This window comes from Oligoflexia bacterium (assembly GCA_034439615.1).
GTDB lineage: Bacteria > Bdellovibrionota > Bdellovibrionia > JABDDW01 > JABDDW01 > JAWXAT01.
In genome coordinates this window covers 1-14,152 of sequence record JAWXAT010000031.1, presented here as the reverse complement: position 1 = coordinate 14,152, position 14,152 = coordinate 1, and the positions used below count along the sequence as shown (strand labels likewise).

The following is a 14,152-nucleotide window of genomic DNA, read 5'->3' as shown; positions in this document are numbered from 1 at the left end:
ATTTATTTTGTCAGCAATAGCATTTTTTGTAATGAACGTTTTGGTACATTAAATTACACCCGCTAATTTAAAATAATCTACCGATGTGATTTCATAACGATAACTATCATGCCAGGCCATTTTAAATTCTTTATGTCTAAGAATAAGACCTACACGCTTCATCCCTGATTTTTCCATGACTTTATAAGAGGCATTGTTTAAAACGTCAGCAGTTGCCCAAAGCACTTGAAGTTTTAAAGCGTTAAAACCAAATTCATATAATGCGTTTACAGCTTCAGTTGCAAAACCTAGGTTTTGATAAAGCGGGTGTATAGCATAGCCAATACTACCCACTGAGCTTGTTTCGCTCTCTCGCCTAAGGCCAACTCCTCCGATAACTTTTGAAGTTTTTTTATCTACCACTGAGAAATCAAATTTATATCTCCGAGTACCCTTTGCTCTTTCAATATTACTGAGAACAAAATTCTTTGTGTCTTCTTCAGTGTTTGGGCCCCAGTGCTCGTATTTAGAAAATTCAGAGTCTTTAGCGTATTCGTGAATATCACGCCAATCTTCAAAAACTTGATCGCGTAAAATTAATCTTTTAGTTTCGATTTGCATGATTGGGGGCTAATTAAGTTTTGACGTATAGAATATCAGGGTAATTGCGACATTTCTCAGAATAATCCAATCCGTATCCTACAACAAATCGGTCTTCAATGGCCTTGCCACAGTAGTCGGCTTCAATTTCTGCCAAACGCCTTGCGGGTTTATCAAGAAGTGTGCAGATTTTGAGTGAACGAGGTTTTGAGGCGGCGAGATGGTTTTTAAAAAAGCTAAGTGTGTGACCTGTATCTAAAATATCTTCTACAACTAAAACGTCTTTGTCTCGAATATCTGAAGTAACATCTTTTAAAATTCGTACATGACCTGAACTCTCAGTTGAGTTGCCATAACTTGAGAGCCTTACAAATTCAATTTTCATGGGGAGATTAATGCATCTAATAAGATCAGCGGTAAAAATAATGCTACCTTTGAGAATGCAAATAACCACAAGTTCTTTGCCGGTATAGTCTTTTTCAATTTGTTTGCCGAGGCGATTGCAGATTTCTGAAATTTCAGAGGCAGAGATATAGGGGAGTGCTTTTTCTTTAAACATCAAAGACTCGTAACGCCGACTTCTTGTGCGAGCTTGATATAATTGAGTGCATCAGCGTGCATCGGATCGCGCATAAGAACAGTTTCCCATTCTTGAATGGCCTCAACAACACGATTTGAATTGTAATACACTACGCCTAATTTTAATTTACCTGGCAAATAGGTTGGATATGTTTCAACAATTTTTTTAAGTTCTTTTACGGCTTTACTACCTTGGTTTTTACGTAGGTAAACTTCCACCACCTTCATTTGCACATCTGGTTTTCGTGAAGTGAGTGTGGCGGCTTTGTAGTACTGCTCGAGTGCCTCATCATAGCGATGATATTGATAGTACAAATCACCAAGCTCAAGATGTTTTGCTGATAATCGCTCTTCAATATAGGGATCACCTTTAGTTTTTGTTTGAGCGAGTACGCGCTGTGCTTCTAAAAACACAGCTTTACCTTCTTCGTATTTTCCAAGGTCATTATAAATAATTGAGAGACCTACACTTGCGTCGGTGTATCCAGGATCAATTTCTAGGGCGCGTTTAAATGTTTGAATGGCGCGTGTGAACTTGCCTTGATCATAATAAATGGTGGCGAGCATATGATAAACTTCAGGAATTTTATTATTAAGCAATATGAGTTGTTGCAAGAGTCTTTCGGCGACGGCCATTTGACCATTGCGAAACTTCTCTCGGGCTGTTTCTAGGAGTTCACGTTCGTCAACGATTGCCATATTTTTCGAGAGCGCTCTTTCCATTGCTGGCGTAACTGCCATTGGGATATTTCGCCAATAACTGTTGAATGTATTGTTTGCCTAAATCTTTATTGCCTGTTTCAAAAGCACTAACACCTGCACGATAAAGGGCTTCTTCATCAAAACCTCGATCGGGGTATTTTTTAACTAATTCATCATAGCGTTTCATTGCTGAGTCATAGATGTTGCGTATGTAATAGAAGTTTCCGATATATGCTTCTTTTTCAGCAAGCATTCGAAGGGCTTCATTTTTTTTATCTGTAGATTCTTTCACATATTGTGAAGTGCTATACGAATTTATAACTTCATCAAAAAACTGAACAGCTTTGTACGCCGGAGATAAATCTCTGTCAGTTGTGTCGGGCAATTGCAAATAGTAACTCATGGCCAATCTATAAGTGACATAATCAATCTTTGGATTTTTGGGATGAAAATCTTTAAATAATTGATAAGCATTTTGAGCTTCTAGATAGGATTCTTTTTTATAATGAATGTCGGCTACATGGAGTTCAGCCTCAACAGCATAGCGACTGTAAGGATGTTTGTTTTTAACTTCATTAAATTTAGTGATGGCTTCTTCGTATCGTTCGTCTTTTTCAAATTCTTCAGCTGCTTTAAATGCACCTTCGGGTGTGGCGCTTTCAGAGAGATCGCCAGATGAACAGCCCATGACAGAAGCCATGAGACTCATTACACAAAAAGCGATAACATAGGTTTTTTTGACGCGGTTAAACATATGGCCAGAGTCTATAGCAAATTAGCTGCGAAAGTCTACAACATGGTTATAGAAGACCGTAAAGGTTAGTTTGATAATACTGGCGACGGGTATGGAAATAATCATTCCTAAAACCCCCATAAATTGCCCCCCAGTAATAATAACGATAACGACCGTTACAGGGTGAAGATCGACGATCTTAGCAATAACAAGTGGAATAATTACGAGCATATCGACAATTTGAGCTATGAGGTAAACCAAGCCCACGAGGGCTATGGTGGAAGTACCCCCCTCTTGATTAACCATGGCTACGATGATGGCCGGAACTGCTCCGATGATGGGGCCAATATAAGGAATGAGATTTGTTAAGCCGGCAAATACTGCCAAAATAGCACTGTAGGGAAAGCCCATGATAGATAAACCCAGCCACACAACTACGCCAACGATAACTGATTCTAAAAGGCGGGCGCGAATAAACCCCCCAAGTTGTTGATTGATTTGGTACATGAGATTTAACGACAGCTCAAATAGATGATTCGGTACAAAGCCTAAGAGTTGGCGGCTGATCTCTCGCCCATCACGAAGCATAAAAAAAGCAAAAAATGGAGCCAGTATCATGGTCGTAAAGAGTTGAGTGACCCAATTTGGAATGCTTATGAGTAATGACCCAGATGCACCTTGGAGCCAGAGTTCTATTTTTTCAGATAAATTCACGCTAGAAAATTGTGACAATGCGGAGTTGAATTTTTTCGTATGCCTAATCGTAATGTCACTCACACCTTTGATGTATTTTGGAAGTTCGAGTTGAAGAGCTGAAATTTGATCAGCCGCTTTAGGAATAAGAATGCTTGAAGAGGTGGCGATGATTCCGCCCAAAACAATAAAGGGAATTAATATCGCAATAGTTCGGCCGACTCCCATACGCTCAAGATAATTTACTGGCGGTTTAAATAAATAAGTGATGACAAAGGCGATGAGAAAAGAAACCAACATGCCTGGGATTGCCAAGAGAACAACCAGCGCACTGATGAGAATAACAGCGACGATAGTGAGTTTTATCCAGCGTTCGCGTTTAACGATTTTCTGGCGTTGCTGATCGGGTGTCATGTTGAACCTCATGAAGCTCCCCGAGAAGTCGAATTTCCTTCTTCAGTTGGGAGATTTTTTCCGTGGTTTCTTTAAGTCTTCTTCCTAAGACTTCTGCGAGGCGAAATACAACTTTTACTCCAATAGAGGGGCTTCTCTCTAAAATTTCTAATAAATCAGGTTTGAAAAAACCAATAAGTACGGTGTCTTCACTAGAAATTGCGGTTGCAGAGCGGCGACTTATTTCTTCAACAAGGGAAAGTTCACCAAAAAAATCACCAGGCTCAAGACGAGTGACAACCACTTCTTTTTCTGTGTTTGGCTCGAGTAAAATTTCGTCGATGATGCTGATATCCACGCGACCTTTAACGACGATATACATTCCCACGCCATTTTCATTTTGGCGAAAAATGGTTTCACCTGCTCGGTATTTTCTGATGTGAATAATTTTTTCGATGAATTTCAATTCACTTTTAGAAAGATTTCTAAAAAGAATATTGTTGGCCAAGATGGCGCCAATATCTTGTTCTCTTTCTAAACGCTTAAAAATATTATCCCAAAGAAAATTCACCAAGGCCCCCAGCCTGTCGTGGTCATAATAGAATTTTTTGGCACCCAACCCGTGAGTCCATTAGGATGTGTCACTTGCTTCCAATCTTTCTCATCAGACTGAACGAGTACTTCGAGTCCCTCGGTGAGTTCTGACATAGAGGCGTTGGTTTCGCTGGGTCCACTTCGCAAATCAACCTTTGCTACAACAATTGTTCCGCGTTCTGTGAAGGTGTCAATGAGTTTAAGAGTAGAGCTGGAAATAGAAACCAAAAATAGAATTCCCCAAATAATAAGTAGTAGTGGCGGAACACCGAGGCTTTTGTCTTCTTCTCCTTTGAATTTATAATTTCGAATGTACTTGTACAAATTCCAAAGCATGAAGAGTGATGCAAAAAAAAGCACGATCAAAGACTGGGTAAACGAAAACCGATTAAGATATTCATTTCTGATAAACTCATAGTTACTAAGGTTTCGACCAAGGGCTAGTTGATTGGGAGTATTATTTAAAACAAAACGATAGTTAAACCAGGTGTCTTTATCTTGGGGTTTAAGTGCGAGGGCTCGACGGAAATACCCGAGTGCTTCACCAAAATGTTTTTGTCGCGTTGCGACATTGCCCAAATTGTAGAGCCCCACAAATTCCCAACGCTTATCACCGAGGAGTTGGCTAAATTTTTCACGGGCGAGATCCCACTGGCCTTGTTGATAGGCGTTAATGCCCTCATTTAAAAGCACGCGAGGCTCAGCTTTTGCCATGGTCGTGGAAAACAGAATAGTGGCAAAAATGAGAAATTTTAAGGCTGTTTGCTTTTTGCTAAACATAGTAGAAAGTCTAAACTTACACAGGCAGGATTGGCAATCGTCATAAGCCAGGATATCATTAAATAATAAGGACTTATATGACAACACATGCTGAAGAATTTTATGGCTCATCGCGCATTCAAAAACTCATATCAGATTTGAAAGCGGAGCTACAAGTTACACAAAAAAAAATAAACGGTGTGAAGCCGCCTGATCCTGAGCGTGTGCAAAATTACAAATCTTATCTTGATCAACTCAACACGATTCGTGGGCGCAATCTTTTTTATCCATATGTTGGAAGTGGAATGGGTCATGGCCCGTATGTGGAACTTCACGATGGTTCAGTGAAAATCGATTTGATTAACGGAATCGGTATTCAACTTTTTGGTCACTGTCACACTGAACTTACTGAAGTTGCCATTCAAGCATCTATGCAAGATGTGATCATGCAGGGAAATCTGCAGCCCAATCGCGAGTACGGTGAGCTTCTTAATATTTTACTTGCGGGTGCGAGTAAGGGTTCACGCATAAAACGAGGTTGGATCGGAACTTGCGGCACTATCGCTAACGAAAATGCACTGAAAATTTGTCGGCAAAAAAACTCACCTGCTCGAAAAATTCTAGCGTTTAAAGATTGTTTTGCAGGCCGATCAACTTTAATGGCTGAGATTACTGACAACCCTGAGTATCGTGTTGGTTTGCCGGTGTATAATGAAGTTTTGTATCTTCCTTTTTATGATAAAAAAGATCCGGCTTCGACTGAAAAAACAGTAACTGAACTTAAAAAACATATTGCCGCTAACCCAGAAAATATTGCGTGTTTTATGTTTGAACTTGTTCAAGGAGAAGGTGGATTTAACACTGCTCCACCTGAATTTTTCAAAGCACTATTTAATATATGCAAAGAAAATAAAATTGCCGTGTGGGCTGATGAAATTCAAACGTTTTGCCGGACGGGTGAACTTTTTGCGTTTCAAACATTAGGGTTGGGTGAGTATATTGACATTGTCACACTTGCAAAAACAGCGCAGTGTGGCGCCGTTTTATACACAGAAGAGTATAATCCCAAGCCAGGTTTAATTGCGGGAACATTTACAGCAAGTACGGTTTCACTCGCTACCGGCACAAAAGTACTTCAGATGATGATGGCTGATAATCCTAAAATGCTTGGTAATGATGGACGGGTTCATAAAATTCACTATGAATTTGCGTCAATGCTTCAAGATTTACAACACGGTTCGTGTAAAGGTCTTATTCAAGATTTTGGTGGCATTGGGCTAATGATGTCTTTGACCCCCTATGATGGCAGTAAAGATAAAGTAATGAAGCTGCTTCAAACATTGTTTCAAAATGGATTGATTTCTTTTAGTTGTGGTCATGGCCCTTATAAATTGCGATTTTTACTACCCGCGATTCTTGAGCCCAAGCACATTGGTGAAATCAAGGGGATTTTAGAAAAATCACTTAAACAAAACGCTGAGGCTTAGTCATTTGGAATTTACCGATCTTTGTAAAAAAATAATTAGAATTGATTCTTCTCCCACTGAAGGTAATGAAGCTGTGGCATTGTTTTGTGCAGAGCTTTGTAAAGAGGTGGGCCTTGAAGTCACTCTTCAAGAGGGGCAACTTTCAGGTAAAAAACAATATAATTTATTGGCCAGGCCAAAGTCATCGTCGAAGAAAAGGGAAATTCTTTTTCAAACCCATCTTGACACTGTCGAGCCAGGCCCAATGGGGAATTGGACAAAAACGGGGTTGAACCCATTTGAGGCGCATATTGAAGATGGCAAGATCTATGGTTTAGGAACTGCTGATGTTAAATTAGATTTTTTATGTAAACTTCGAGCCGTTAAAGAATTTGCACAAACTCAGATGAAATCACCATTTGTTTTAGTTGGTACCTTTGGTGAAGAAGTTGGTATGCATGGAGCGCAACATCTAATGACTACAAAGGCTATTGATGCATCAAAGGCTATTATTGGCGAACCAAGTGAACTTCAAATTGTTTATGCAAATAATGGTTATTTGGTAGTTGATTTTCATGTTCCGTTTACGCAAGAAGAGAAAAACTTTCTTGTTCGCCATAATGGTGGTGACACAATTATGTCACAAGAAAAAATATTTCATGGAAAAGCAGCACATTCAAGCACACCGCATTTAGGTGATAATGCCATTTATAAACTTATTTCGTACTTAGAAAAAATGCCTGAGGGTATCGCAGTACTTGCTGCCAGAGGGGGCTCGGCTGTGAATACAGTTCCGGCTGATGCGCATGTTGAAGTAGACGGCAGCACGACGTTTAATAATTCAACAGGTTCTCGGTTAATTAAAGTCGTTAAGTATTTGCAGAAGATGGAACGCGATTTTATGAGTTTTAATGATGAGCAGTTTTCGCCATCACACCCGACAGTAAATACAGGAATTCTTAATACCACGACTGAGGGAGTAGATCTTAAAGTGAGTTTTCGTATCACTCCACAGATCAGCGAAGCGGAAGTGGAAAAGTGGATAACTCAAATGAAAAATTTTTCCACTGCTAATAAAACAGAGTTTAAACCTGAAAGATTTTCTCCATCAGCATTGACCCCACTTGAGAGTGATCTTGTGCGCGGCGCAATCGAAATTGCAAAGTCATTAAAGCTTTCTGTTAAACCGATCACGAAGGCATCAGGTACAGAATGCAGCGTTTATAGAAAATATGGTATTGAATGCATCGTTTTTGGCCCAGGCGTAAGCATTGGTAATAGTCATACTGCTAATGAATATAACATTTTAAAACAACTGGATCAGGCCACAGAGTTTTATGCCGGCGCGGTTAAGAGGTTTTGTATATGAGTTTTTTAATCAGAGAAGTAAAGCGTGGTGATTTTAAGTCAATCATGGATCTTGCCGAAAGTTTTTCTCTTTTAAATTTGCCCGCAGATGAGCGTATTGTTTCAGAAAAAATTGAACGCAGTCAAAAATCATTTCGTGGAGAAACCACAGCCCTTGATGAGAGTGAATATTTTTTCGTTATAGAAGATGTTGAAAAAAAGAAAGTTATTGGAACATCACTTATTTTAGCAAAACACGGTACTGAAGAATCTCCTCATACATATTTTGATGTGACGAAAAAAGAAAAATATTCAAAAGAATTGGGAATTGGATTCATCCATCAGGTTTTAAAACTTTGTTACGATACAGACGGCCCCACAGAAATCGGTGGGTTACTTATCAATGATCAATACCGCAGGCGTCCTGAAAAATTAGGAAAACAAATTAGTCTGATTCGTTTTCTCTATATGGCCATGCATCGTCAACGTTTTGAAAGCAGAATTCTTTGTGAACTCACGCCCCCTCTAAGTGCTGATGGACGCAGCGAATTTTGGGAAGCTCTGGGGCGAAAATTTACAGGTCTACCTTATATGGAAGCGGATTATCTTTCAGGGCAAAACAAAGAGTTTATAAAAAACTTATTTCCTGAAGAAGATATCTATACTTGTATTTTAGATGCACGCGCTCGTTTCGTTATTGGTCGAGTAGGTTTATCCACGATGCCCGCGAAACATTTGCTAGAATCAATTGGATTTAAATATCTCAATCAAATTGACCCTTTTGATGGCGGCCCTCATTACGGTGCTCAGCTTGATGAAATTACTCTCGTTAAAAAAGCAAAACATTTTGAAGTATTAGATGGCAAAGTTGCAGCCTTTACCACTCTTGCTCTCGTTGGTCATGATCATCCGGAGGGTTTTAGGGCTGTATTATCTTATTTTAGTATTAAAGAGAAAAAAGTAATTTTGCCAGACACAACAAAAGTTCTATTGGATGTGACTGCTAATGATAAAATATATCTCACTCCACTGTCTGAAGGTACATTATGAGCCAGAAAATTTTTGAAACCATTCCATTTCTTGGTGATTATATTAATGGCGAATTCATAAAGGCAACTCACCCTCAAGGTGAGTTTCAAAAACATGATCCAGGTGATATTAAAAAAGAAATCATAACCTGCACATTTCAATTCGACAGTGTTGATAGAGCCTGTGAAGCGGCTCGCCGCGCGTTTCGTCCGTGGGCAGAACTTGGTTTAGATAAGCGTAAAAATCATATGCTTCGTCTTAAAGAAGCCTATATTTCTGGCGCTGAAGAATTGGCCACAATTATTAGTCGTGAAGTTGGAAAACCATTGTGGGAAGCCCAACAAGAAGTTCAAACGATGATTAATAAAATTGATGTCACTTTAAATGAAGCGCTATTACTTGTTGAAGATAAAAAAATTGAAAATGCTGTGGGCGTCACACCGGGGTATTTACGTTTTAAACCCCGTGGTGTTATGGCCGTGATTGGGCCTTTTAATTTTCCAGGTCATTTACCCAATGGGCATATTGTTCCCGCTTTAATTACGGGCAATACAGTTGTTTTTAAGCCCAGTGAAATTACGCCTGCTGTTGGCCAATATATGGCTGAACTTTTTGATAAAGCTGATTTTCCAAAAGGTGTTTTTAACCTTATTCAGGGCAACGGTGAAGTCGGTAAACGACTTGCGATGCATGAAACCGTTGAGGGAATACTCTTCACAGGTTCATACGAAACTGGGTATCGAATAAAGCAAGACACACTTCCTCATTTTTGGAAAATATGCGCACTTGAAATGGGTGGAAAAAACGCATCTATCGTTTGGGATGATTGTGATATCACCAAGGCCGTTTACGAAAATCTTGTGGGAGCTTTTGTTACCACTGGCCAACGCTGCAGTGCTACAAGTCGTATTGTTGTGCGTAAATCCATAGCTGATAAATTCATCTCGCACTTTCATAATAATGCAAAAAAACTCAGCATTAATTATTTCACAGAGAATCCATTTTCAGGCCCATTGATTAACAGCGCCAGTGTAGATAAATATTTACGCTTTCAAGGAATTGCAAAACGTGAAAATTGTGAACCGATCATGCGCGGAAAAATTTTAGAGCTTAAGCGTGAAGGGTACTATGTCACTCCTAGTATAAATCTTGTACCAAAACTCGATGAAGAAAGCATTTATCAAAAAACAGAAGTGTTTGGCCCCAACGTTGCCATTTACATGGTTGAAGAAATTGAATCGGCAATTAAGATCGTAAACAGTTCAAGTTATGGCTTGGCTTTGTCAGTTTTTTCAAACGATAGAAAACTTTATGAAGAATGTTTGCGGTATTCACGTGTGGGTCTTGTAAACTGGAATCGCGCCACAGTGGGCGCAAGTTCACGTTTGCCGTTTGGTGGAATGGGTAAATCGGGTAATAGCCAACCTGCTGGAACGTTCGCCATCTATTCTGTAACATACCCTGTTGCGAGCCTTGAAGACGAACTACCTTTTAATGCAAGTAAGGCTTTACCAGGTATGAATTTTGATCCAAAAGAACCGGTATGACCATTAGGGATAACTTGTGAAAAAACTATTCATTGTTATTTTTTGCTTAGCCGGATTTGCATTAACTTTTGAGGTTGTGCGAGATATAAATTTTTGGTTTTCAAAAAATTCAGATGATCCAGCCTTTAAGGTTATTCTCATTTCACCCGGGTCATTTAGTAAAACCTCTGATCTACTTTATAAAGAAGGTTTAATAAAAGATGCAAAAAGATTTGTATTAATGGCAAGGTTGTTAAGAAAAACGGGAAAAGTAAAAGCCGGTGAATACGAAGTTAAATTAAATATGTCTCCCCATGAACTTTTAAAAGTTATTACATCAGGTAAAAGTGTTTTACATGCGGTTCATATTCCTGAGGGGTTTAACATCGATCAAATCGCTGATGATCTTGCCCGTCGTAATCTTGTAGATAGAAATGAATTTATTAAGTTAGCGCGTGACCCACGTATGGCAATGCTTCTTGGTATAGATGAGCCGACACTCGAGGGGTATTTATACCCTGAAACTTACAGCTTTGAACATTTCACTGGTGAAAGAGTAATTATTAAAACCATGGTGGATAAATTTAAAGAAGTTTATAATCGTGAAATTAAATTTGGCGCTGAAAAGTTGGGCTACTCAATGCACTTTGTAGTAACTCTTGCGAGCATTGTAGAAAAAGAAACGGGTGCCCCTGAAGAGCGACCACTTATTGCCAGTGTTTTTCATAATCGATTAAAAATTAATATGATGCTTCAAAGTGATCCAACAATTCTGTATGGCAAACACACCCTTGAGAGAAAAAACATTACTAAAGAAGATATTCGCGCAAAAACACCTTATAATACCTATACCCGAAAAGGTTTACCCGTTGGACCCATTTCAAACCCTGGTAAAGAAAGCATGCTCGCTGTCATAGAGCCTGCAGAATCAAAATACATATATTTTGTGAGCAAGAATAACGGCACCCATCAATTTAGCGTGACGTACGGTGAGCACAATAACGCTGTCAAAAAATTTCAAATGGATGTCCGCGCACGCGCAGGCAAAAGTTGGCGCGATCGTTTAAAGAAAAACTCCAAACAAGCGATTTGATCGGTTGATCGGTACCCGGTACCTTTTTCGTTAGCAGCGCGTCAGTGCGCGTATACCACAATTGATTTTTGCTGGGCCGTTATTGGTTACTTTTGACGAGAAGTTCTTCATAAGCCTAATCTCAATGTGTTTGTCACAGCCGTTAAAGCCAATATGCTAGGTGCAGTCAGTAATTTTTAGCTTAATAGATGGGCATAATATTTGTAAGTAGTTGTGGTTACTATGAAAGTATTGTTTTTAGTACTCATATTTATTTCAAGTTATGTGTTTAGCCCTGCGGCACTTGCGCTTCAACCAAGTCTTAAAACTCAAGATACTGTTGAAGATCTCACGGGTGGTGACCACGACGCGGTTGAGCGTTTTGCAATTCTTTGCATGCAACAAGAAAAACGAAAAGACGAAAAAGCCTCGCTGGAGGAAGTGCAGTATCTTTGTAGGCTTCAAATAATAAATTTGATGCGATCAGAGCCTTCAGAGTCTGACGAATATTTTATAATTAAAAATTTAACTAAACTTCAAAGAAATAAAATTATTTCTCGAATTGGTCATTATCTCAAAATTGAAAATTATTTTACCGACCCCGAACATATTTATTGGTTGGGAAACGCCGCTCTCAATTGTGCCAATACCAGGCTTAATCCATTAATTAAGCGAGTCGCTTGTTTAAGATTTATTTTTGATGATAAAACTTTTGAAACATTCGATATAGATATATATAATTTATTGCAAGATGCAGATCCAATAATAAAACTTGAAACGATACTTTCAATTCAGAGTAATATCGTAAATAAAAATAAACCACTTTCCTCAATGTTTTATTCAGCTATCAGTGAAAGTTTGAGAGGCCCACGTTTAGATGTGCGTCAAGCAGCTCACGGTGCACTTTATTCTAAGTTGGTCACCTTTGATGTCGCCATGACTTTTGCGCAGACAGTAGCTTCAGAACAAGACGATACTCTTAGATATCTTGCCGCCCGTGCTTTTTGGAATCCACTTTCAGAAAAAAATGAAAATAAAGAATTAATTTTTAGAACATTGGCATTAGGCCTTGAAGATGAACGAAAAATAATTCGAGCTACTGTGGTGATGGCTTTGGGTAATCAAAAGCAGCTTCCCGACGATCTGGTTGTTTTACTTGTTAGAAAGCTTTTTGATTCTGAGGTTGATGCCCCGGGTGCGAATGATCTTTCTTTACCAAAAGAAAAACAATTGGATGAAGAAAATACTTTTACCACTGTAAATAAATATGAATCGGTGGCAAAAAAAGCAAAGCTTGCGCTACTTAAAATTAAACCCCAAAGCCCATTAGTTATTGAAGAGCTTAAGTCTTTGCTTAATTCTTCAAATGTACAAGCAGCGGCTTTAGCTCGTGAAATCCTTCGAGCAATTGGTTTTAAAATTAAGGAATAAACTCCGCAAGACGAGCTAACTCAGGTGGGTAGTCACTAAGATTTACTATAATGCCGTGTTTTTCGCCTATGCGTTTGTAATTAGATAAACAGCGCCCACGCACAGTCAGTAAAATTGATTTTGTATCTACACATTTTTTATAATAAATGATGGCATCTTTTTCAAGTTCAGGATTGGACTCTACAGCCCCCGCGATAGTCATGAGGGATCGGCTCATTGTGAAAATTTCTGGTGACATATGATGAACATCTTTATCTTTAAGCCCTTTAACATCTTTTGTACGCGGTAAGGTTCTTAATGATTCTTTTGCAAGTTGCCTAAATTCAGGAATGCTCATTTTTTTAACTTCTGCTTGAAGTGTTGTAGGAGATTTATTTACGACATCCATAGAAATTGGTTGAACCGCCTGTGCGTTAGCTTTTGGAGTACCGATTTCTTGAGTGAGAGTTCGAGTAGACGCGCTTGGTAAAGGATCCATTGAGTTTGCAGCATTTGTAAGTTGAGTTGGTTCATTAGTGGACAATGATTCAGCTGAAGTTCGAGAGCCGCGCTCGTAAGCGTAGAATACAAGACCTACGAGCACGGCAAATATTAATAGACTTAATAATTTCTTAATGTCCTTCAGGGCGCGCATCCAAAACTCGTTGGCTAATAACGCGTGAATAAGCGTCTTCAGCCATCAGAGCAAGGCCTTCTGCTTCTTCTGCTGTACATGTTTTATTAAGTACACAATCAGATCTGGTCTGCTTCAGGTATGCCGCTTCAACATTGTAAGGACCATTGATGTTGCGATCACAAGCATAACCTTGACCGAAGTAAGAATGTCCTTGTGGGCAAAGTGCATGGCCAAATCCAAGGGACTTACCATTGCCATCACTATGACGGGCTTCATGTAAGAGCACACTTGTTCTTAAGATGGTGTCTGCAAGTGATTTTGGATTAGTTTGATTGATCTTGATCATAAAAAGACCTCGCCCAATCATCATTAAGCCTGCGCGTGGTGTTGTAATTGGTAATACCACCGCATTATTTGCAGTCTTAAATGAATATCCAATCAACGCTCTTCTTTGCTTACCTGTAAGATAAATTGCCGTACCAACGTTACTCGCAACAACCATTCCGTTTGACTCTGCGATTATTGGATTTTCTTGAGGCACAGCTAGCGGTGCAAGTGTCACTTCAGATAAAGTGTCTGCCTCGCTATCAATGTCAGGAAACAAATCTGGATTTTCATAAGAGTATCTTGAGT

The 14,152-nt window shown here is 39.2% G+C and carries 15 protein-coding genes; 6 read left to right on the top strand and 9 right to left on the bottom strand.

The genetic code is table 11. From position 1 onward, the window contains the following. Positions 1-48 precede the first annotated feature (48 nt). Genes SGI74_06790 through SGI74_06760 form a run of 7 tightly spaced genes read right to left on the bottom strand, consistent with a single transcriptional unit; the run spans position 49 to position 5,053 of the window. Positions 49-600, bottom strand: coding sequence for a GNAT family protein (locus tag SGI74_06790; protein MDZ4677202.1), 552 nt, complete (start codon positions 598-600; stop codon positions 49-51). Between the two features lie 13 nt (positions 601-613). Next, positions 614-1,138 (bottom strand): hypoxanthine phosphoribosyltransferase, encoded by a 525-nt coding sequence (gene hpt / locus SGI74_06785; GenBank protein MDZ4677201.1) that lies wholly within the window; start codon positions 1,136-1,138, stop codon positions 614-616. Further along, the gene (locus SGI74_06780) at positions 1,138-1,857 is read right to left on the bottom strand and encodes a tetratricopeptide repeat protein (GenBank protein ID MDZ4677200.1); all 720 of its coding nucleotides are present in this window, start codon (positions 1,855-1,857) and stop codon (positions 1,138-1,140) included. The genes hpt and SGI74_06780 overlap by 1 nt, the downstream gene beginning before the upstream one ends. Then, positions 1,844-2,614, bottom strand: coding sequence for an outer membrane protein assembly factor BamD (locus SGI74_06775; protein ID MDZ4677199.1), 771 nt, complete (start codon positions 2,612-2,614; stop codon positions 1,844-1,846). Before SGI74_06775 ends, SGI74_06780 begins: the two co-directional genes overlap by 14 nt. Positions 2,615-2,635: 21 nt before the next feature. Then, positions 2,636-3,700 carry an AI-2E family transporter gene (locus SGI74_06770; GenBank protein MDZ4677198.1) on the bottom strand — a complete coding sequence of 355 codons (1,065 nt, stop codon included), beginning with the start codon at positions 3,698-3,700 and terminating at the stop codon, positions 2,636-2,638. Continuing rightward, positions 3,666-4,250 (bottom strand): cyclic nucleotide-binding domain-containing protein, encoded by a 585-nt coding sequence (locus SGI74_06765; GenBank protein ID MDZ4677197.1) that lies wholly within the window; start codon positions 4,248-4,250, stop codon positions 3,666-3,668. The genes SGI74_06770 and SGI74_06765 overlap by 35 nt, the downstream gene beginning before the upstream one ends. After that, positions 4,247-5,053: a tetratricopeptide repeat protein gene (locus tag SGI74_06760; GenBank protein ID MDZ4677196.1), complete on the bottom strand. Its 807-nt coding sequence runs from the start codon at positions 5,051-5,053 to the stop codon at positions 4,247-4,249. Before SGI74_06760 ends, SGI74_06765 begins: the two co-directional genes overlap by 4 nt. 77 nt (positions 5,054-5,130) lie before the next feature. On the opposite strand from SGI74_06760, the gene SGI74_06755 reads away from it, so the two are divergent. The 6 genes from SGI74_06755 (at position 5,131) to SGI74_06730 (ending at position 12,903) form a co-directional block, all read left to right on the top strand. After that, entirely contained in the window at positions 5,131-6,519 is a 1,389-nt protein-coding gene (locus SGI74_06755; protein ID MDZ4677195.1) for an aminotransferase class III-fold pyridoxal phosphate-dependent enzyme, read from the top strand. A gap of 4 nt (positions 6,520-6,523) precedes the next feature. Beyond that, positions 6,524-7,867, top strand: a complete 1,344-nt coding sequence (locus tag SGI74_06750; GenBank protein ID MDZ4677194.1) for a M20/M25/M40 family metallo-hydrolase — start codon at positions 6,524-6,526, stop codon at positions 7,865-7,867. Beyond that, a complete protein-coding gene (locus SGI74_06745; protein ID MDZ4677193.1) occupies positions 7,864-8,895 on the top strand; it encodes an arginine N-succinyltransferase in 1,032 nt (343 codons plus the stop codon). The genes SGI74_06750 and SGI74_06745 overlap by 4 nt, the downstream gene beginning before the upstream one ends. Continuing rightward, a complete protein-coding gene (locus tag SGI74_06740) occupies positions 8,892-10,421 on the top strand; it encodes a succinylglutamate-semialdehyde dehydrogenase (protein MDZ4677192.1) in 1,530 nt (509 codons plus the stop codon). Before SGI74_06745 ends, SGI74_06740 begins: the two co-directional genes overlap by 4 nt. Positions 10,422-10,437: 16 nt before the next feature. Continuing rightward, the gene (gene mltG / locus SGI74_06735) at positions 10,438-11,493 is read left to right on the top strand and encodes an endolytic transglycosylase MltG (protein MDZ4677191.1); all 1,056 of its coding nucleotides are present in this window, start codon (positions 10,438-10,440) and stop codon (positions 11,491-11,493) included. A gap of 222 nt (positions 11,494-11,715) precedes the next feature. Beyond that, positions 11,716-12,903: a hypothetical protein gene (locus SGI74_06730; protein MDZ4677190.1), complete on the top strand. Its 1,188-nt coding sequence runs from the start codon at positions 11,716-11,718 to the stop codon at positions 12,901-12,903. Here SGI74_06730 and SGI74_06725 read toward each other — a convergent pair. Next, a complete protein-coding gene (locus SGI74_06725; protein MDZ4677189.1) occupies positions 12,893-13,537 on the bottom strand; it encodes a hypothetical protein in 645 nt (214 codons plus the stop codon). The two genes, SGI74_06730 and SGI74_06725, sit on opposite strands and share 11 nt — an antisense overlap. Next, positions 13,515-14,152: hypothetical protein (locus SGI74_06720; protein MDZ4677188.1), on the bottom strand; the 638-nt coding region annotated here is incomplete at its 5' end. The genes SGI74_06725 and SGI74_06720, both read right to left, overlap by 23 nt.